Consider the following 18,024-nt stretch of genomic DNA (forward strand, 5'->3'; position numbering starts at 1 on the left):
CCGATGAACGAAGCAGCTGCGCGCGCGAGCGATGAACCCGTCCTGGTTCGGCCATCACGCGAAAGCGACATCGAGGCGATGCTGGCGATCTACCGCCATCACGTCCGCAGCGGCGTGCCGCGCGATGTCGAAGGAACCGGTGCGCCGGAGCCGGACGATCTGCGCGACCGGCGCAAGAACCTGAAGCAGACCCGCCTGCCGCATCTGGTTGCGACCTGGCGCGGCGAGGTCGTCGGCTATGCCTATGCCGTGCTGTTCCGCAAAAGGCCGGCCTATCGCTACACCGCCAAGCACTCGATCTACGTCCACCACGCCCATCTCGGCCGCGGGGTCGGACGGCTGTTGCTGCAGGAATTGATCGACGCCTGCGCGGCGGCCGGCTTCCGCCAGATGATCGGCTATATCGATGCAGATAACGCGCCCTCGCTGGCGCTGCACGAGCGGTTCGGTTTCGCACGCGCCGGCCTGCTCAGCGGCGTTGCCTACCGCCACGGCCGCTGGTCCGACACCGTCATGGTGCAACGCTCGCTCGGCGCGGGGACGACGACGCCCCCGCCCGTCACGGCACCCGGGCGCTAGTCGCTACGACGGGAAGTCGGCGGGGCTGACATGGATGCGGTCGGCATGCAGTGACCAGTGATGCAACGCCTGGTCCTTGCAGAACCTCGCTTTCGCCCGTTCCCTGGCTTCGTCCTCGTCGGCGGCGTCGATCTCGAGCGTGCCCTGGCAGACCTCGCATTGCCGGCCGTATTCGCCGAGCACGTCCTTCATGAACCTGACGACATAAGTTGACATGGGACCTCCCTGCCTGCCCGCCGGCACTCTAGTCCCATTTAGGCCGGACGGGGAAAGGAGATTTTGACGCGGATCAAGGCTTGTCCAGTCCCGGCGGAAGATTCGTTGCGGAACCTGCCGCGCGGGTTTATGGGCAAATGCCGGTCGCCAATGAGGAACTTGCCTTGCACTTTGTCTCCGATACCGAAGTCACGAAGGCTCTGACCTTTCCGATCCTGATTGCGGCCCTCGAAGAAGCGCATCGCCGGCCGAAGATGGAGGTGCTGGACGCCTTCCTTGGAGACGAGAGGGGGCAATACGTCATCCGCAGCGCCGTCGATTCCGGCCGATACATGGCCAGCAAGATGTTCACCAGCTTTCCGGCCAATCTGGCCGAAGGCAGGATGCCGGCGGTGCAGGCCGTGTGCGTGCTGTTCGACGGCACCAACGGCCGGCCGCTGGCGGCGATGGACGGGACCGAGATCACGCATTGGCGCACCGCAGCCGACTCCGCGTTGGCCACGAAACTGCTCGCCCCGCCCAATCCCGAGACGCTGCTCTGCGTCGGGGCCGGCGAGATGTCCGAATGGCTGATCCGGGGTCATCGCACCGTGCGGCCGTCACTGGAGCGCGTGCTGATCTGGAATCGCAGCCCGGACCGGGGCGTGGATCTCGCTCAGCGCTTGGCGAAGGCCGGCATCAAGGCGGAAGCAATCACGGATCTCGACGCCGCGACGCGCGAGGCCGATGTCATTACCACCTGCACCCGCGCGCATCAGCCGCTGATCAAGGGCCGCAATCTGCGGCCGGGCACGCATCTGGACCTCGTCGGCGGCTACACACCGCAAACCCGGGAGGCTGATGACGAGGCGGCCAAGTGCTCCCGCGTCTTCGTGGACCGGCGGGAATCCGCCTTCCACGGCGTCGGCGACATCCTGCAGCCGATCGCGAGCGGCGCGATCAGCGAGGCGGACGTCCTCGGCGACCTCTACGACCTCGTCGGCGGCCTTGTGCAGGGGCGAACGTCACCGTCCGACATCATGTTCTTCAAGAACGCGGGCGGCGGCCATCTCGACCTCATGACCTGCGAGGCCGTGTTCCAGCAGCTCGGCGCAAAGCTGGGGTAGTGGCCCAGGCTGGCGAGACACGGCCGACGTCAGCCCTCACGCCTTGATGTCGAGGAGCGTGTCTTGCGTCTCGGCGTAGGCCTGAATGACCTTCGCATTGGCAACGAAGCTGTATTTTGCGGTCACCAGCTGAGCGAATTCGCTAGCAAGATCGACATTCGGCGCTGCCACCAGGCCGTCCTGGTTTGCGAAGGGAGCGCTCGGGTCGGATTGCGCGGTATAGCTCGGCGATACCGTCGATACGGTCGCAACCGTACCGCCCGGCGTCGAACCGCTCGACTGGGAGACCTGATCGACCCGCAAGGGCACGTAGGCTGCAGGAAACGTTGGAGCAATGCCCGCACCGGCCGATGCGCTCGACCCGCCTGACGCGGGTAGTGGGCCGGTCGTGCTGATGTTGGCGATATTGCTCGCCGCCACGTTCACGCGCAAACTCGCCGCAGAAAGTCCGGATGTCGCAATCGAAAGTATGCTCATGCTCCCTGATCTACAGGAGAGGTCATACGCGTTCATTCGCGCCATCAGTAAAATCCACCGCGCTCCGTTTTCATCCTGATAACCAAGGATCGGCGCGCGACTGGGCTTCGCGCGCCCTACCCCGGCGTCACGCCAAAAGCCTGCTTGAAGCGCTCGGCATAGCGCGGCCAGGCTTCGGGATTGATGATGCGCGGCGGGCGCTTGCCGTCGAGCACATCCAGCACCTGCTCGGCGGCGATCCGGCCCATGTTCTGGCGCGCCTCGATGGTGACGCCTGCCGTGTGCGGGCTCGCCAGCACGTTGTCGAACTGGAGCAGCGGATGCTCCGGCGGCGGCGGCTCCTTGGACCAGACGTCGAGGCCGGCACCGGCGATGCGCTTGTCGCGCAGCGCCTGCAGCAGCGCGTCCTCGTCGTGAATGAAGCCGCGTGCGGTGGTGATGAAATAGGCATGCGGCTGCATCAGCGCGAATTCGCGTGTGCTGATCAAGTTGCGGCTGCCCTTGTTGAGCGGGCATGAGATCGAGACGAAATCGGCGCGGCGCAACAGCTCGTCGAGCTCGACCTTCTCCCCGCCCCGCTCGGCCATCACCTCAGCCGACAAATACGGATCGTAGGCAAGCACTGTCATGCCGAGCAGGCCCTTGCACAAGGCGGCGATGCGCCGGCCGACATTACCGAGGCCGATGATGCCGACGGTCTTGCCCTCGACCTCGTTGCCGACGAGATCGTTGCGGTTCACGTCGCGCTCGCGGCGCAGCCGGCGATCCGACTGGATGATGCGCTTGGACAGCGTCAGCATCATCGCCAGCGCGTGCTCGGCGACCGAATGGGCGTTGCCGCCGGACTGGTTGACGACTACGACGCCTGCCTCCGTGCAGGCCTCGACGTCGACGGGATCGAAGCCGGCACCGTTGCTGGAGACCAGCAGCAAATTCGGCGTCCGCTTCAGAAAGGCGGCATCGACATGGAAATGCGGGGCGAGCTCATCGCGGGCGGCGCCGACCTGGTAGACGTGGGCAGCGCCGAGGAGCGGCCCATAGACATCCTCGGGGCTTCGGTTTTCGATGCGATCGAGCCGGACGTCGGGCCGGGCCTTCAGAATATCGATATAGATCGGATTGGCCAAATAATTGGAGTAGACGACGCGCTTGTTGTTGACGGACATCAGGACCCTTCCGGCTCGTTCGCGGGAGATCCGCAAGGTCAGCGCGATGCGCGCCCTCCTATGCCCCCTCCCGTGTTCTGGTTGTCGCCGCTTATGCCATGGCGGTGCCGGCCACGGCAGGCCTGCTGGCGCAGATCACGGTGACGGCGCGGACATGTTGACAATCCCGCTGCCCGCGTCAAGTTCGGCAGGCCGCCGCGACGGCAAGAACCAAGAAGCATGCGCGGCCCCAGGGAGAGCGCGATGGCGATTGCGGAACAGCAGCCGCAGGGGAGCAGCGACGGAAGCTGGCACGGCATCGTCCTGCAAACCTTGAAGCGGAACGAGATCAACCTGATCCCTTACGTGCCGGACCGCGTGCTGACGCCGCTGATCAAGAACCTGCACGCCGATCCCTTCTTCACCACTTTCGCGACCGCCCGTGAGGAAGAGGCCGTCGGCATCGTCGCCGGCGCCTGGATGGGCGGTCGGCGCGGCGCGGTGCTGATGCAGACCTCCGGCTTTGCGACGCTCGCAAACGTGCTGGCCTCGCTCGCAGTGCCCTACCAGATTCCGCTGATCATGCTCGTCTCTGAGCGCGGCACGCTCGGCGAATTCAACTACGGCCAGTCCCTGGTCTGCCGCACCATGCGACCGGTGCTGGATTCGCTGGCGCTGGAGCATCACACCATCACCCGGCTCGACGAGCTCGAATTCATCGCCGACCGCTCGATCAAGCAGGCCGTCACCACGCAGGCGCCGGTGGCGTTGATCCTCAACCCGCTGCTGACGGGCGGCAAGGTCTTCGACAAGTGAGGCCGACGATGAACACTGGCAACACCAAGGTGATGAACCGCTTCGACGTCACCTCGCGGCTGATCGCGAAGCTGAAGCACGAGGAAGCCGTGATCGGCGGCATCGGCAACACCAATTTCGATCTGTGGGCCGCCGGCCACCGCCCGCAGAACTTCTACATGCTGGGCAGCATGGGACTCGCCTTTCCGATCGCGCTCGGCGTGGCGCTGGCGCAGCCCGACCGCCGCGTCTTCGCGCTCGAAGGCGACGGCTCGCTCCTGATGCAGCTCGGTGCGCTCTCGACGATTGCAGCCTTGAAGCCGAAGAACCTCACGATGATCGTGATGGACAACGGCATCTACCAAATCACCGGGGCGCAGCCGACGCCGGCAGCGAACGTTGCCGACATCGTCGCCATTGCCATTGGCTCTGGTCTTGCGAGCAGCGCCTGGGCCGCGGACGAGGAAGATTTCGAGCGGTTGGTCGACGACGCCATGGCCGCTTCCGAGCCGAGCCTGATCGCGGTCAGGATCGACGACAAGCCCGGCGTGGGCACCACCCGGCGCGACCCCGTGCAGATCCGGGAACGCTTCATGCATGGCCTCGGCGTGCGCGATCCGCTTTAACATTTTTGTCATTAACTACACGGCGATCTGATACGAGCCTCGCGACAACCCGACCAAATTCGTGCTAAGCGACCCGGATGTTCATTCGTACCTTTGCCTGGCTGCTCGCCGCTGCCGTTACGTTCGCCACCCTCGGTCCTCCCGGCCTTCGCCCCCATTCCGACCTCGGTCAGGACGGCGAACATGCGCTTGCCTTCGTCATGGTGGGATTGGCCTTCGGCCTCGCCTATCCACGCCGGCGCCTACTGAGCGCAGCGGCCGCGGTCGTCCTGATCGGCGTTCTCGAGCTGATGCAATTTTGGGCACCCGGCCGTCACGCGCGGCTGGTGGATTTTTTGGTCGATGCTGCCACCGCGTGCCTCGGCTTTGCACTCGCCGCCGCCGCAGACCGGCTACTCTCGCGCTTTCGCACCAGCTCCGCCATGACAAGCGAAGGCCCCGCGGAGTGATGCTCCGCAGGGCCCTGCTCAGCACAAAGAATTGCGTCGATCAGTCGATGATCTTGACCACGCGGCGTGTGCGCGGCTCGACGATCACACGGCGATCGTTCACGACCGCATAGCGATATTCGGTGTAGTTCGGCACGGGCCGCAGCACCACGGTCGGAGGCAGCGGCTCGCCGACCACGACGCGCTCCTGGACCACGACGGAGTCGCTGCGAGGAATTCCGCCGAGGACCGCATTCGGAATTTCGAGACCGGCGCCGACGGCTGCACCCACGGTGCCGCCAACCATTGCACCGATCGGGCCGCCGATGTCGCCACCTGCACGCGCGCCGTCCCTGGCGCCCTGTTCGGTCGTCGACTGAGCAAAGGCTGCGCTCGACGCCAGCAGCGACGCTGCAGCCAACGTAATCGCAAGACGGGTTTTCATGGTGTTTTGTCTCCAGTGATTGTCCTGCGCCTTCAACCCGCGGGGCCGGAGCATTGTTCCGGTTCCCCTGCGACGAAAGATGCATCACTGGACAGTGTTACCGCGTAACAGTTCAGGCCCTGGCGATCTCATGCCCCGCCATCAGTTCCAGCGCCCGCACCATGGCGGAGTGATCCCAGGCCTTGCCGCCATGTGCAGTGCAGGACGAGAACAATTGCTGCGCCACCGCCGTGCTCGGCAGCGACAGGCCGAGTGCACGCGCAGCTTCGAGCGCGAGATTGAGATCCTTCTGGTGCAGCTCGATGCGGAAGCCAGGATCGAAATTGCGCTTCACCATGCGCTCGCCATGCACCTCCAGAATTCGCGAGGACGCGAAGCCGCCCATCAGCGCCTTGCGCACCAGCGCGGGATTCGCACCGGCCTTGGATGCGAACAACAGGGCCTCGCTCACGGCTTCGATGGTGAGCGCGACGATGATCTGGTTGGCAACCTTTGTCGTCTGCCCGTCGCCGTTGGCGCCGACATGCGTGACGTTCTTGCCCATCTTGTCGAAGATCGGCTTCATGGTGCCAAAGGCCCGCTCGGGCCCGCCGACCATGATGGTGAGGCTCGCCGCCTTGGCGCCGACCTCCCCGCCCGACACCGGCGCATCGAGATAATCGGCGCCGAGCGCCTCGATCTTCCTCGCAAACTCCTTCGTCGCCAGCGGCGAGATCGAGCTCATGTCGACGACGATCTTGCCCTTGGAGATGCCGCTAGCGACGCCCTCCTTGCCGAACAGCACGGCCTCCACATGCGGCGTATCCGGCACCATGATGATGACCGCGTCCGCCTGCTCCGCGACCTCCCTGGCCGATGTGCAGGCGATGCCGCCCGCGGACATCAGCTCCGGCGCGATCGGAGCAACGTCACGCAGAAGCACCCGATGGCCCGCAGCCAGCAGATGGCCGGCCATCGGCCGTCCCATGGTGCCAAGTCCGATGAAGCCGATGTTGGTCATGTCTGATTTCTCACAGTTGGAGTAGCAAAACTCATCCGCGCACTCGGTGCACCTCTCCCGCTAGCGGGAGAGGGAGCGCACCGCCGACGTGGCAATATTCTCAGGTCTCAAACGTCTGTGCCGCATGCCACGACAGGCCCTCCAGCGTCGTGGTGCGCGGCTTGTATTCGCAGCCGATCCAGCCGCGATAGCCGATCGCGTCGAGGTGGCGGAACAGGAAGGGATAGTTGATCTCGCCGGTGCCGGGCTCGTGACGGCCGGGATTGTCGGCAAGTTGGACGTGAGCAATCTGAGGCAGATATTCCTGCATGGTGCGGGCGAGATCGCCTTCCATGATCTGCATGTGGTAGATGTCGTACTGGATGAAGAGGTTGTTCGATCTCACCTCGGAGATCAGCTGCACCGCCTGCTCGGTGCCGTTGAGGAAGAAGCCGGGAATGTCGAGCGTGTTGATGGGCTCGACCAATAGCTTGATGTTCTCTCGCGCCAGCGACGAAGCTGCAAAACGCAGATTCCCGACCAGCGTCTCCCGAAGCTCGTGCGGATCGGCGTCGACAGGGGCGATGCCGACGAGGCAGTTGAGCTGCTCGCAATCGAGCGCCCTGGCATAATCGATCGCGCGGAACACGCCGTCGCGGAATTCGGCGATGCGGTCGGGCAGGATCGCAATGCCGCGCTCGCCCCCCGCCCAGTTGCCGGCGGGGAGATTGTGCAGCACCTGCGTCAAGCCATGCGCCTTGAGCTGCTCGCGCAGCTGCGCCTTGTCGAAATCATAGGGGAAGAGATATTCGACCCCGGCAAAGCCCGCCGCCTTCGCCGCCGCAAAGCGGTCGAGGAACGGCATCTCGTTGAAGAGCATGGTGAGATTGGCGGCAAATTTCGGCATGGTGCTTCTTCCCCTATTCCGCCGGCTGCAGCACGCGCGTGGTCTCGACTTCGTCGAGCGGAAGGTCCAGCACCTCCTCGAACTCGACGATGTTGTCGATCTCCGCGCCCATCGCGATGTTGGTGACCCGTTCGAGGATGAACTCGACCACCACAGGCACGCGGTGCTTGGCCATCAATTCGCGGGCGGTCGCAAACGCTGCCTGCGTGTCCTTCGGGTCGGTGACGCGGATGGCCTTGCAGCCGAGGCCTTCGGCGACCGCGACATGGTCGACGCCGTAGACGCCGATCTCGGGCGCGTTGATGTTCTCGAAGGAGAGCTGGACGTGATAGTCCATGTCGAAGCCGCGCTGGGCCTGTCGGATCAGGCCGAGATAGGAATTGTTCACGACGACGTGGATGTAGGGCAGATTGAACTGCGCGCCGACCGCGAGCTCCTCGATCAGGAACTGGAAATCGTAGTCGCCGGAGAGCGCGACGATCTCGCGCTCCGGGCACGCCGCGCGCACGCCGAGCGCGGCCGGCAGCGTCCAGCCGAGCGGCCCCGCCTGCCCGGCATTGATCCAGTTGCGGGGCTTGTAGACGCCGAGGAACTGCGCGCCGGCGATCTGCGACAGGCCGATCACGGTGACATAGGTGGTGTCGCGGCCGAACGCCTTGTTCATTTCCTCGTAGACGCGCTGCGGCTTGATCGGGACGTTGTCGAAATGGCTCTTGCGCAGCATCGTCTTCTTGCGGTCGCGGCAGGCCGCAGGCCACGCCTGGCGCTCGCGGAGCCTGCCTGACCGCCGCCACTCCCTGGCGACGGCGACGAACAGTTCGAGCGCGGCCTTTGCGTCCGAGACGATGCCGAGATCGGGATTGAACACGCGCCCGATCTGCGTCGGCTCGATGTCCACGTGAACGAATTTGCGACCCTTGGTGTAGGTCTCGACCGAGCCGGTGTGGCGGTTGGCCCAGCGATTGCCGATGCCGAGCACGAAGTCGGACTCCAGCAGCGTGGCATTACCATAGCGGTGGCTGGTCTGGAGACCCACCATGCCGGCCATCAGCACGTGATCATCGGGGATCGCGCCCCATCCCATCAGCGTCGGCACGACGGGTATGTTGGCGATTTCGGCGAACTCGACCAGCAGATCCGAGGCGTCGGCGTTGATGATGCCGCCGCCCGCGACGATCAGCGGCCGTTCGGCGGCGTTGAGCATCTCCAGCGCCTTCTCGACCTGCTTGCGCGTCGCGGCGGGCTTATAGACCGGCAGCGGCTCGTAGGTCTCGTCATCGAACTCGATCTCGGCGAGCTGCACGTCGAGGGGCATGTCGATCAGCACCGGCCCCGGCCTGCCTGAGCGCATCACGTGAAAGGCTTGGCTGAACACACGCGGCACCAGCGCCGGCTCACGTACCGTCAGTGCCCACTTCGTGACAGGCTTTGCAATCGACTCGATGTCGACCGCCTGGAAATCCTCCTTGTAGAGCCGCGCGCGCGGCGCCTGCCCCGTAATGCAGAGGATCGGGATGGAATCGGCGATCGCGGAGTAAAGACCGGTGATCATGTCGGTGCCAGCCGGCCCGGAGGTGCCGATACAGACCCCGATATTGCCGGCCTTGGCGCGTGTATAGCCTTCGGCCATGTGCGAAGCGCCCTCGACATGGCGCGCCAGGATGTGGCGGATCGAGCCACGCTTCTTCAGCGCCGAGTAAAGTGGATTGATTGCAGCGCCGGGAACACCGAAGGCCGTCGATATACCTTCCTTCTCCAGGATACGCACGGCCGCATCGACAGCTCGCATCTTCGCCATATCGGACCTCGCTCAAATTGCGTCAGCGAGCGAGATCATCAGATACGCAGAAGCCGATCTCAACGAGACCGATTTTATTTTCCACGATGCGGCAACCACGAGAAAATCGTGGACGTGTCAATCGGTTAGATCAACAGATGCGTGAAAGCAGCTCACTCGAACAGCGGCACCAGCTGCATCTGCGGCACCAGCACGAGTCCCTTATCGGTGATGCGAATTTCCGGAATGACCGATAGCGGAATCAAATTGAAGCCCATGTACGGGATGGTGCAGCCGGCCTCGACCCATTCCTTCTTCAGCACCTTCACCTCTTCCGCCACTTCGGTGACACGCTTGTCGGACAGGAGTCCTGCGATCGGCAGCGGAACCAGCGCCCTCACCTCGCCGTCGGCGACGACGCAGACGCCGCCCTGCCGCTCCTTGATGGCGGCGATGGCGACCTGCATGTCGCCCTCGTTGGTGCCAGCGACGATGAGATTGTGGCTGTCGTGTCCGACGCTGGAGGCGACCGCGCCGCGCTTCAGGCCGAAATCCTTCAAGAGGCCATGGGCGACGTTGCCCGCGGATTGGCCATGACGCTCGACCACCGCGACGAAGCAGAGGCCATAGCGCGCGAACAGCGACGGCCAGTCTTTTGCGGGTTCGATCGCGACCTTCTCGTGGATCAGCGTGATGCCAGGCAGCGCGGTCTTGATGGCGTTGACGGCGCAGGCCTTGGCCGGCAATTCGGGCGTCAGCTTCATCGTCTGCGGCAGCTTGACGGTCGCATAGGCTCCCTTGGGATATTGGTAGCGATGCGACAGCGCCTGATCGAGACGCGGGGTGATCTTGCCGTGCTCGACCACGAGCTCGCCACCATACCAGGTGCATTGTGGCTCGAGCTGATCGTCCATCAGCACGAGATCGGCGCGGCGGCCGCCGCCAAGCCCGCCGATATCGCCTTCCATCCCGAAGCGGGTCGCGCCATGCAGAGAGCCCATTGACCAGGCCTGCTCGGGCGACATCCCCGCCTTCACGGCTTCCCGCACGACCCAGTCGAGACCGAACAGCAGGAGATCATCGGCGTCACGATCGTCCGTGCACACGGCGGTGCGTTTGTGCGAGGCCCCGAGCTCGGTGATTGTTCGGATCGCTTGCGGCAGCGAGTGCCAGGGCGTAGTCGGCGGTCCCCCGCGCAAAAACACCCAGACGCCGGCATCGAGCAGGTCATCGGCGATGTCGCGGTCGATCGCCTCATGGGTGTCGGTGACGCCGGATGCCGCATAGGCCGCAACGAATTCGCGGCCGTAGACATGCCCGGAAACGGGACGCCCCCGCTTCAAGGCTGCGGAGAGGATGGCATGGCTGCGCTCGTCGCCCATCGTGACAGGCACGAAATCCATCTTCTCGCCAAGCGCCACCGCTTCGGGCCAGCGATCGAACAGACCGGCGATTTTGTCCGGCGTGAGGTCGCCGCCCGCCGTCTCCAGTTCAGCCGAGGTCGCGGGAACCGTGCTCGGCACGGTCAAGAAGATCGACAGCGGCGCCTCGCGCGCATCTTCCAGCATCGCCTCCACACCGGCGACGTCCATGACGTTGCCGATCTCGTGGCTGTCGCAGAAGATCGTGGTGGTGCCGTTCAGCAACGCAGCCTCGGCATAGGCGCAGGCCGTCACCATCGAGGATTCGATGTGGATGTGCGGATCGACGAGGCCGGGCGCGATGATGCCACCGGCGGCGTCATACAGCGGAACATCGCTCCAGGCTTTCTTGGCTGTGCCTGCCGGTTTCACCGCCGCGATGCGGCCGCCTGTGATCCAGACTTCCCGCCCCTGATGAATGCGCTCCGAATAGGTCGAGAGCACCCGCGCCCCCGTGACGACGAGATCCGGCGCGACGCGGGCCGACGCAACATCGGCCAAGCGCCGCGTCATGCTGTGCAGGGGAGCAACGGTGAAGCGGGTGAGTTTGGTCATCGGGGCTCTCACGGATATTGGACAGCCCAGCGATGGTTGCCCCCGACGGCGGCAGGGGCAACTCAAATAAAACGGCACCTTTGCTTACGCATTGGGCAAACTGGCCGTTGATGAGTTCCGCTAGTCCTCATTCGCCTTGAACCGCCCGAGCCCCTTCAAGACGAAGGGTGCCACCAGCGCGATCAGCGCGACGCCGAGGAGCGTCGCCGAGATCGGGCTCTGCAGCAGCGTCATGGGATCGCCGAGGCTGATCGCGAGCGCGCGGCGCAGCTGGCTTTCGGCAATCGGGCCCAGGATCAGGCCGACGACGACGGGCGCGATCGGGAAATCGAACCGGCGCATCAGGAAGCCGAGCACGCCGAAACCGGCCAGCATCGACAATTCCACCACCGACGGCTTTGCCGCGATGGTGCCCATGGTCGCGAACACGAGGATGCCGGCATAGAGCCAGGGCTGCGGGATCGCGAGCAGCCGCACCCATAGGCCGACCAGCGGCAGGTTGAGCACCAGCAGCATCATGTTGGCGATGAAAAGACTTGCGATCAGACCCCACACGAGGTCGGGCCGCTCGGCGAACAGCAGCGGGCCCGGATTGAGGCCGTATTGCTGGAAGCCCGCCAGCATCATCGCGGCGGTCGCCGAGGTCGGCAGGCCTAGCGTCAGCAGCGGCACCAGCGTGCCGGCGGCGGAGGCGTTGTTGGCGGCTTCGGGGCCGGCGACCCCTTCGATCGCGCCCTTGCCGAATTCTTCGGGATGCTTCGTCAGCCGCTTCTCGGTCGAATAGGACAGGAAGGTCGGGATCTCCGCGCCGCCGGCCGGGAGCGCACCGATCGGGAAACCGAACATGGTCCCGCGCAGCCATGGCTTCCAAGACCGCTTCCAGTCCTCCTTGGTCATCCACAGCGAGCCGCGCACCGGCTCCAGCTTCTCCTCGGTGTGGTGGCGGCGCGATGCGACGTAGAGTGCCTCGCCCACCGCGAACAGGCCGACCGCGAGCGTTGTGACTTCAACGCCGTCGAGCAATTCAGGAACGCCGAACGCAAGCCGCGCCTGACCGGTCAACTTGTCGATGCCGACGAGACCGAGCGTCAGACCGATGAACAGGCTGGTCAGGCCGCGGATTGGGGAATCGCCGAAGGTCGCCGACACCGTGACGAAGGCAACGCACATCAGCGCGAAATAATCCTCCGGACCGAAGCGCACGGCGACATCGACCAGCCATGGCGCAAGGAAAGCCAAGCCAATGGTGGCGATGGTGCCGGCGACGAAGGAACCAATTGCGGAGGTCGCAAGCGCCGGCCCGCCGCGGCCGGCCTTGGCCATCTTGTTGCCTTCGAGCGCGGTCGCCATCGAGGCGCTTTCACCCGGCGTGTTGATGAGGATCGCTGTGGTCGATCCGCCGTACATGCCGCCATAATAGATGCCGGCGAACATGATCAGCGAACCGCCGGGGTCGAGCTTGTAGGTCACTGGCAGCAGCAGCGCGACCGTCAATGCCGGGCCGATGCCGGGCAGAACGCCCACGGCCGTGCCGAGGAACACGCCGATCAGCGCGTAAAGCAGGTTCATCGGCTGGACGGCGACCGCCATGCCGTGAGCCAGCGCGGCAAAGGTATCCATCACAGCAGTCGCTCCAGCGGGCCGGCAGGCAGGCTCAGCGTCAACAACCGGTCGAACGCGAGATAGATGAGGGTCGACATCACGAGAGCGATGATGGCGTCGATGAGGATGGCACGGCGTCCGAAGGCCGCCGAGGTCGTCACGAACAGGGCCGAGGTCGCCAGGATGAAGCCGCCGCCAAAGCCGATGATGGCGATCAGCAGCGCCAGACCGACGAGGATCAGAACCACAGGCACGGGATCGGCGCTTTCGCGTGCCGGCAGGTTGCCGCGCAGTGCATCGACGAAATTGCCGATCGCAAGCAGCGCAAGGCCGCAGGCGACCACGACCGGCATCGCCTCCGGCCCCATCCCGTACATCGCGGCGGATTGCAGGCCGCGCGCGTCCCAGACCAGCACGGCGGCGAGCACCGCAAGCGATGCCGCGATGACGAGGCCGGCGCGGTCGACGCGCCGCGGCGGCTGGACGGGATCGCCCGAGGTCATGACTTGACCAAGCCGACCGATTTCAGCACGTCGGTGACCCGGGCCGTTTCCTTCTTCAGGAAGTCGGCAAAAGCGTCGCCGCCCAGATAGGCGTCCTCCCAGCCTTTTTGCTTGAGGATCTCCTTCCAGGCGTCAGACTTCACCATCTTCTCGACCGCATCGCTCAAGGTCTTGCGCTGCTCCGGCGTGATGCCGGGAGGCGCGACCACCGAACGCCAATTGGCGATCACGAGGTCGATGCCCTGCTCCTTGAACGTGGGGATGTCGCTGCCTGCGATGCGCTTCTCCGAGGTCACGCCGATCGCGCGCAGCTTGCCGGACTTGATCTGCCCTTCATATTCGCTGAGCCCCGAAATGCCCGCGGTGACCTTGCCGCCGAGGATCGCCGCCAGCGACTCGCCGCCTCCGGAGAACGGGATGTAATTGATCTTCTTGGCGTCGGCACCGACGGCGCCGGCGAACAAGGCCGCCATCACATGGTCGACGCCGCCGGCCGAACCGCCGGCAAAGGTGACCTTGGCGATATCGGCCTTCACCGCGGCGGCCAGATCCTGCGCAGTCTTGATCGGTGAGTTCGCGGGAACCACGATCACCTGGATTTCCTCGGTCAGGCGCGCGATCGGCGTCACCTGCTCCAGCGTCACCGGCGACTTGTTCATGGCGAGCGCGCCGACCATGACGAAGCCGTTGACCATCATCTGGTTGCCGTCGCCCTTGGCGCCGTTGACGAACTGCGCGATGCCGACGCTGCCACCTGCACCGGGAACATTGGTGACCTGCACGCTGCGGGCGACGCCCGCAGCCACCAGCGCCTGCTGCATCGAGCGCGCGGTCTGGTCCCAGCCTCCGCCCGGAGCCGCCGGCGCCATCAGCTTGAGCTCGAGCTGCTGGGCAAAACCCGGATTGGCTGCCGCGAGGGTCAACGCGACGGCTGCGCCGACAAGGCGCGCGAGAAATCGGAACATGAGGGCATCTCCAGGCTCATGCGGACGTTTGCCGCATTGTGTCGTTTGGTCGCATATCAGCCAAAACGGCCGATGCTGTCCAGTGAGATCCCCAAGAGTCCTTTTAGCGGGGCGCTGGGATCACCCCGCCAAGCGCGGCCGTCAATTCGGCCGCAACTTCCCGGACGATCTGCCCGATCTCCGGCAACCGTTCGTCGGTAACGCGGCTGGTCATGCCGGATACGGAGATCGCGGCAAGCGGTTCAGCCAGTGAGTTGTATACCACCGCGGCGACGCAGCGTAGCCCGATCTGCGCCTCCTCATCGTCAACAGCAAAGCCCTGTTTGCGGATTTTCTCGAGCTCCCTGAACAGGTCGCTCGGCCGCACGATCGACTTCTCGGTCAGGCGGGGCATGCCGTGATGGCGGATGACGGCGCCGACATCCTCGTCTGAATAGGTTGCGAGCACCGCCTTGCCGACGCCGGAGGTCACCATGGGGACGCGGCCACCGACCTTGGTCAGCGAGCGCATGATCTCGCGGCTTTCCATACGGGTCAGCACGATGATGAACTCATCGTCGACCACGGCGAGATTGGCCGTCTCGCGGGTGAGATCGCGCAGCTTGCGCAAATATGGAATCGCCTGTGCGGAGAAATTGCGTCGCCGCGCAAAGCTGGCGCCGACCGTGAAGCTGCGCACCCCGACATGCCATTTGGATTCGCCACGGTCGAACTGCACGAAGCGGCGGCTTTCGAGCGTTGCGAGCAGCCGGTGCACGGTGGACGCCGACAGGCCGGTGCGGATCGCGAGATCGCTCAGACGATAGCCTTCGTCGTCCTCGGCCAGCGTCTCGATGATCGACAGCGCGCGGTCGACCGATTGCACGCCACCGTCGCGGCTCTCGTGATCGGCCTCCGAGGCCGATTTGGGCTCGAGCGATTTGCGCCGGATCACGTTCTTGCTCATCGCGACCTGCATTTCTTCTCTTCCCCTCTCCCGCTTGCGGGGCCGAGACGAGCAACGCTCGCTCTGAAAGGGTCAGGGTGAGAGGGAGCTTCCGCAAGGACAGTGGCAATTGGACTCGCGGAAGCTCCCCCTCGCCCGGAATTTGCTGTGCAAATTCCGGCCTCTCCCCGCAAGCGGGGAGAGGTGAACGCAAGCTCAGAGCAGCCCTGCCCCGCGCGCCCACTTGTACTTGGCGCCAAGCACCTCGACCGGTAGCTCGGTCGAATAGGCGTAAGCCGGGATGCCGTTCTGATAGAGATATTCGGCGGCCTCCTCGACCTCGACGTCGCCAGCGAGCGAGGCAACCATCGGCTTCACAAAACCCTTGGCCTCCATCTCCTTCTTCACCTCGACCATGTTGCGAGCGAACACCATCGGCGGCGTGACGATGGTGTGCCAATAGCCGAGGATCAGCGCGTGGATGCGCTCATCCGACAGGCCGAGCTTCACGGTGTTGACGTAGGTGATCGGCGGTTCGCCGCCGGTGATATCCACGGGATTGCCGGCAGCACCGAACGGCGGGATGAACTTGCGGAAGGCCGCATCGAGATCCGGCGGCATCGACATCAGCGACAGGCCGTTATCGACGCAGGAGTCCGACAGCAGCACGCCCGAGCCGCCGGCACCGGTGATGATGAGAACGTTCTCGCCCTTCGGCGTCGGCAGCACCGGTACGCCGCGGGCGAATTCGAGCAACTGGCGAAGTGAGCGGGCACGGATCACGCCGGACTGCTTGAACACGTCCTCATAGATGCGATCGTTGCCGGCGAGCGCGCCGGTGTGGGACGACGCCGCCTTCGCGCCGGCCGAGGTCCGGCCGGCCTTGAGCACCACCACCGGCTTCTTCTTGGACACGCGCTTTGCGGCTTCCGCGAAGGCGCGGCCGTCCTTGAGGTCTTCGCAGTGCTGGGCGATCAGATTGGTGTTCGGGTCCTGCTCGAAGAAGGCGAGCAGATCGTCCTCGTCGATATCGGACTTGTTGCCGAGGCCGACGATCGCGGACACGCCCATCTTGGCCGAGCGCGAGAAGCCGATGATGGCCATGCCGATGCCGCCCGACTGCGACGACAGCGCCGCATGGCCCTTGACGTCATAGGCGGTGCAGAAGGTCGCGCAGAGATTGGCGGGCGTATAATAGAAGCCGTAGATGTTCGGCCCCATCAGACGGATGTCGTACTTCTTGCCGACCTCGACGATCTCGGCCTGCAGCTCCGGCGCACCGGCTTCAGCGAAGCCCGACGGGATCAGCACCGCGCCCGGGATCTTCTTCTCGCCGCATTCGGTCAGCGCGGCCGCGACGAATTTCGCGGGGATTGCGAACACCGCGACGTCGATCACACCAGGCACGTCCTTGACGCTCTTGTAGGCCTTGTAGCCGAGGATCTCGGCGGCCTTGGGATGGATCGGATAGATCTCGCCCTTGTAGCCGCCGTTGATGAGGTTCTTCATCACGGAATTGCCGATCTTGCCGTCCTCCGCGGAGGCGCCGACCACGGCGACCGCCTTCGGCTGCATGATGCGGTTCATCGCCGCGACGATCTCATCGGTCGGACGCGGCTTCGGCTTGGGCTTGTAGGCGAAGTCGACCACGATGCGGACGTCTGCGGCCGTGGCATCCTTCGGCGTCGCGAACACCGGGTTGAGGTCGAGCTCGACGATCTCAGGGAAATCGGTGACGAGCTGCGAGACCTTGACGATGACGTCGGCGAGCGCGTTGCGGTTCACCGGCTCGCCGCCGCGCACGCCTTTCAGGATCTCGTGCGCCTGGATGCCGTCGAGCATCGAGAGCGCGTCTTCCTTGGTCGCCGGCGTGAGGCGGAAGGTGATGTCCTTGAGCACCTCGACGAGCACGCCGCCGAGGCCGAAGGCGACCAGCTTGCCGAACGAGCCGTCGGTGATCGAGCCGACGATGACCTCGGTTCCGCCGGCCAACATCTGCTGCACCTGCACACCTTCGATCTTGGCATCGGACTTATATTTCTTTGCGTTGCCGAGGATGGTCTCGTAGGCCTTCTCAGCCTCCTCGGTCGTCTTGAGGCCGACGATGACGCCGCCGGCTTCGGTTTTGTGGAGAATGTCCGGCGAGACGATCTTCATCACGACGGGGAAGCCCATGGACGAAGCCATCTTGCCGGCCTCGCCCGCCGACTTGGCCACGCCCTCCTTCGGCACCGGAATGCCGTAGGCGTCGCAGACCAGCTTGCCTTCCGGGGCCGTCAGGCTGGTGCGATTGTCCGCCTTGACCTGGTCAAGCACCTTGCGGACGGCATCTTTGGAATTGGACATGTGGCTTCTCCCTTGACCTCAGTTCGTTCTTTTCAAAGCGCGCGCGTGTTTGCGGCTGCCCATGATGCTTGCCATTCGCCGCGCTCTGTTCCATGCGGCGGTACGGAGTGGCATAAGCCTCAAGACTACTCCGCCGGCATGGATCAAAAATGGCTGGCGATGGCATTTGGTATGCCAGAAGCCAACTTGTCAAGCTGGTGCATGGCCTAGAAGGCCGCAAAAAATAG

General features: G+C 64.7%; 18 protein-coding genes. 5 read left to right on the forward strand and 13 right to left on the reverse strand.

Annotation, left to right across the window (positions count from 1 at the left end):
* Nucleotides 1-3 precede the first annotated feature (3 nt).
* Nucleotides 4-579: a GNAT family N-acetyltransferase gene (locus ACTEK7_RS08290; RefSeq protein ID WP_036023349.1), complete on the forward strand. Its 576-nt coding sequence runs from the start codon at nt 4-6 to the stop codon at nt 577-579.
* Between the two features lie 3 nt (nt 580-582).
* On the opposite strand, the gene ACTEK7_RS08295 is transcribed toward ACTEK7_RS08290, so the two are convergent.
* The gene (locus ACTEK7_RS08295; protein ID WP_225145961.1) at nt 583-795 is read right to left on the reverse strand and encodes a hypothetical protein; all 213 of its coding nucleotides are present in this window, start codon (nt 793-795) and stop codon (nt 583-585) included.
* A gap of 164 nt (nt 796-959) precedes the next feature.
* Between ACTEK7_RS08295 and ACTEK7_RS08300 the strand changes: the two genes are divergently transcribed.
* Complete coding sequence (locus ACTEK7_RS08300) at nt 960-1,901, forward strand: ornithine cyclodeaminase family protein (protein ID WP_225145962.1); 942 nt, start codon at nt 960-962, stop codon at nt 1,899-1,901.
* Between the two features lie 36 nt (nt 1,902-1,937).
* Here ACTEK7_RS08300 and ACTEK7_RS08305 read toward each other — a convergent pair whose 3' ends face one another.
* Together ACTEK7_RS08305 and ACTEK7_RS08310 are read right to left on the reverse strand one after the other, a co-directional pair.
* Nucleotides 1,938-2,378 (reverse strand): flagellar basal body rod protein FlgC, encoded by a 441-nt coding sequence (locus ACTEK7_RS08305; RefSeq protein ID WP_036005608.1) that lies wholly within the window; start codon nt 2,376-2,378, stop codon nt 1,938-1,940.
* 116 nt (nt 2,379-2,494) lie between these two features.
* Complete coding sequence (locus ACTEK7_RS08310) at nt 2,495-3,544, reverse strand: hydroxyacid dehydrogenase (protein WP_109144334.1); 1,050 nt, start codon at nt 3,542-3,544, stop codon at nt 2,495-2,497.
* Nucleotides 3,545-3,787: 243 nt separating this feature from the next.
* Between ACTEK7_RS08310 and ACTEK7_RS08315 the strand changes: the two genes are divergently transcribed.
* The 3 genes from ACTEK7_RS08315 (at nt 3,788) to ACTEK7_RS08325 (ending at nt 5,393) form a co-directional block, all read left to right on the forward strand.
* Nucleotides 3,788-4,339, forward strand: coding sequence for a thiamine pyrophosphate-binding protein (locus ACTEK7_RS08315; RefSeq protein ID WP_036005614.1), 552 nt, complete (start codon nt 3,788-3,790; stop codon nt 4,337-4,339).
* Nucleotides 4,340-4,347: 8 nt separating this feature from the next.
* Nucleotides 4,348-4,944, forward strand: a complete 597-nt coding sequence (locus tag ACTEK7_RS08320) for a thiamine pyrophosphate-dependent enzyme (RefSeq protein ID WP_225111779.1) — start codon at nt 4,348-4,350, stop codon at nt 4,942-4,944.
* 77 nt (nt 4,945-5,021) lie between these two features.
* Nucleotides 5,022-5,393: a VanZ family protein gene (locus ACTEK7_RS08325; RefSeq protein ID WP_036005619.1), complete on the forward strand. Its 372-nt coding sequence runs from the start codon at nt 5,022-5,024 to the stop codon at nt 5,391-5,393.
* A 40-nt stretch (nt 5,394-5,433) separates the two neighbouring features.
* On the opposite strand, the gene ACTEK7_RS08330 is transcribed toward ACTEK7_RS08325, so the two are convergent.
* The 10 genes from ACTEK7_RS08330 to ACTEK7_RS08375 all read right to left on the reverse strand — a co-directional run bounded on the left by ACTEK7_RS08330 (nt 5,434) and on the right by ACTEK7_RS08375 (nt 17,797).
* On the reverse strand, nt 5,434-5,817 hold the full coding sequence (locus ACTEK7_RS08330; RefSeq protein ID WP_036005622.1) for a DUF1236 domain-containing protein: 384 nt from the start codon (nt 5,815-5,817) through the stop codon (nt 5,434-5,436).
* A 112-nt stretch (nt 5,818-5,929) separates the two neighbouring features.
* Nucleotides 5,930-6,817: a 2-hydroxy-3-oxopropionate reductase gene (locus tag ACTEK7_RS08335; protein WP_225145963.1), complete on the reverse strand. Its 888-nt coding sequence runs from the start codon at nt 6,815-6,817 to the stop codon at nt 5,930-5,932.
* A gap of 100 nt (nt 6,818-6,917) precedes the next feature.
* Nucleotides 6,918-7,703 (reverse strand): hydroxypyruvate isomerase, encoded by a 786-nt coding sequence (gene hyi, locus ACTEK7_RS08340; RefSeq protein WP_225145964.1) that lies wholly within the window; start codon nt 7,701-7,703, stop codon nt 6,918-6,920.
* A 13-nt stretch (nt 7,704-7,716) separates the two neighbouring features.
* Complete coding sequence (gene gcl / locus ACTEK7_RS08345; protein WP_225145965.1) at nt 7,717-9,501, reverse strand: glyoxylate carboligase; 1,785 nt, start codon at nt 9,499-9,501, stop codon at nt 7,717-7,719.
* A gap of 152 nt (nt 9,502-9,653) precedes the next feature.
* Nucleotides 9,654-11,456, reverse strand: a complete 1,803-nt coding sequence (locus ACTEK7_RS08350; protein ID WP_225145966.1) for an adenine deaminase C-terminal domain-containing protein — start codon at nt 11,454-11,456, stop codon at nt 9,654-9,656.
* A gap of 120 nt (nt 11,457-11,576) precedes the next feature.
* On the reverse strand, nt 11,577-13,076 hold the full coding sequence (locus tag ACTEK7_RS08355; RefSeq protein ID WP_036023341.1) for a tripartite tricarboxylate transporter permease: 1,500 nt from the start codon (nt 13,074-13,076) through the stop codon (nt 11,577-11,579).
* Nucleotides 13,076-13,561 (reverse strand): tripartite tricarboxylate transporter TctB family protein, encoded by a 486-nt coding sequence (locus tag ACTEK7_RS08360; protein ID WP_225144001.1) that lies wholly within the window; start codon nt 13,559-13,561, stop codon nt 13,076-13,078. The genes ACTEK7_RS08355 and ACTEK7_RS08360 overlap by 1 nt, the downstream gene beginning before the upstream one ends.
* Entirely contained in the window at nt 13,558-14,526 is a 969-nt protein-coding gene (locus tag ACTEK7_RS08365) for a Bug family tripartite tricarboxylate transporter substrate binding protein (RefSeq protein WP_057030060.1), read from the reverse strand. Before ACTEK7_RS08365 ends, ACTEK7_RS08360 begins: the two co-directional genes overlap by 4 nt.
* Before the next feature lie 103 nt (nt 14,527-14,629).
* On the reverse strand, nt 14,630-15,472 hold the full coding sequence (locus ACTEK7_RS08370) for an IclR family transcriptional regulator (protein WP_036005661.1): 843 nt from the start codon (nt 15,470-15,472) through the stop codon (nt 14,630-14,632).
* A gap of 195 nt (nt 15,473-15,667) precedes the next feature.
* Entirely contained in the window at nt 15,668-17,797 is a 2,130-nt protein-coding gene (locus ACTEK7_RS08375; protein WP_225145967.1) for an acetate--CoA ligase family protein, read from the reverse strand.
* Nucleotides 17,798-18,024 lie beyond the last annotated feature (227 nt).

It is taken from the genome of Bradyrhizobium sp. JHI2711 (genome assembly GCF_056156565.1).

What these genes read in the sequence shown, in the direction of transcription:
- ACTEK7_RS08290 (WP_036023349.1), top strand. Translation starts at nt 4, where the DNA reads ATGAACGAAGCAGCTGCGCGCGCGAGCGATGAACCCGTCCTGGTTCGG.
- ACTEK7_RS08295 (WP_225145961.1), bottom strand. Translation starts at nt 795, where the DNA reads ATGTCAACTTATGTCGTCAGGTTCATGAAGGACGTGCTCGGCGAATAC.
- ACTEK7_RS08305 (WP_036005608.1), bottom strand. Translation starts at nt 2,378, where the DNA reads ATGAGCATACTTTCGATTGCGACATCCGGACTTTCTGCGGCGAGTTTG.
- ACTEK7_RS08310 (WP_109144334.1), bottom strand. Translation starts at nt 3,544, where the DNA reads ATGTCCGTCAACAACAAGCGCGTCGTCTACTCCAATTATTTGGCCAAT.
- ACTEK7_RS08315 (WP_036005614.1), top strand. Translation starts at nt 3,788, where the DNA reads ATGGCGATTGCGGAACAGCAGCCGCAGGGGAGCAGCGACGGAAGCTGG.
- ACTEK7_RS08320 (WP_225111779.1), top strand. Translation starts at nt 4,348, where the DNA reads ATGAACACTGGCAACACCAAGGTGATGAACCGCTTCGACGTCACCTCG.
- ACTEK7_RS08325 (WP_036005619.1), top strand. Translation starts at nt 5,022, where the DNA reads ATGTTCATTCGTACCTTTGCCTGGCTGCTCGCCGCTGCCGTTACGTTC.
- ACTEK7_RS08330 (WP_036005622.1), bottom strand. Translation starts at nt 5,817, where the DNA reads ATGAAAACCCGTCTTGCGATTACGTTGGCTGCAGCGTCGCTGCTGGCG.
- ACTEK7_RS08335 (WP_225145963.1), bottom strand. Translation starts at nt 6,817, where the DNA reads ATGACCAACATCGGCTTCATCGGACTTGGCACCATGGGACGGCCGATG.
- hyi (WP_225145964.1), bottom strand. Translation starts at nt 7,703, where the DNA reads ATGCCGAAATTTGCCGCCAATCTCACCATGCTCTTCAACGAGATGCCG.
- gcl (WP_225145965.1), bottom strand. Translation starts at nt 9,501, where the DNA reads ATGGCGAAGATGCGAGCTGTCGATGCGGCCGTGCGTATCCTGGAGAAG.
- ACTEK7_RS08350 (WP_225145966.1), bottom strand. Translation starts at nt 11,456, where the DNA reads ATGACCAAACTCACCCGCTTCACCGTTGCTCCCCTGCACAGCATGACG.
- ACTEK7_RS08355 (WP_036023341.1), bottom strand. Translation starts at nt 13,076, where the DNA reads ATGGATACCTTTGCCGCGCTGGCTCACGGCATGGCGGTCGCCGTCCAG.
- ACTEK7_RS08360 (WP_225144001.1), bottom strand. Translation starts at nt 13,561, where the DNA reads ATGACCTCGGGCGATCCCGTCCAGCCGCCGCGGCGCGTCGACCGCGCC.
- ACTEK7_RS08365 (WP_057030060.1), bottom strand. Translation starts at nt 14,526, where the DNA reads ATGTTCCGATTTCTCGCGCGCCTTGTCGGCGCAGCCGTCGCGTTGACC.
- ACTEK7_RS08370 (WP_036005661.1), bottom strand. Translation starts at nt 15,472, where the DNA reads ATGAGCAAGAACGTGATCCGGCGCAAATCGCTCGAGCCCAAATCGGCC.
- ACTEK7_RS08375 (WP_225145967.1), bottom strand. Translation starts at nt 17,797, where the DNA reads ATGTCCAATTCCAAAGATGCCGTCCGCAAGGTGCTTGACCAGGTCAAG.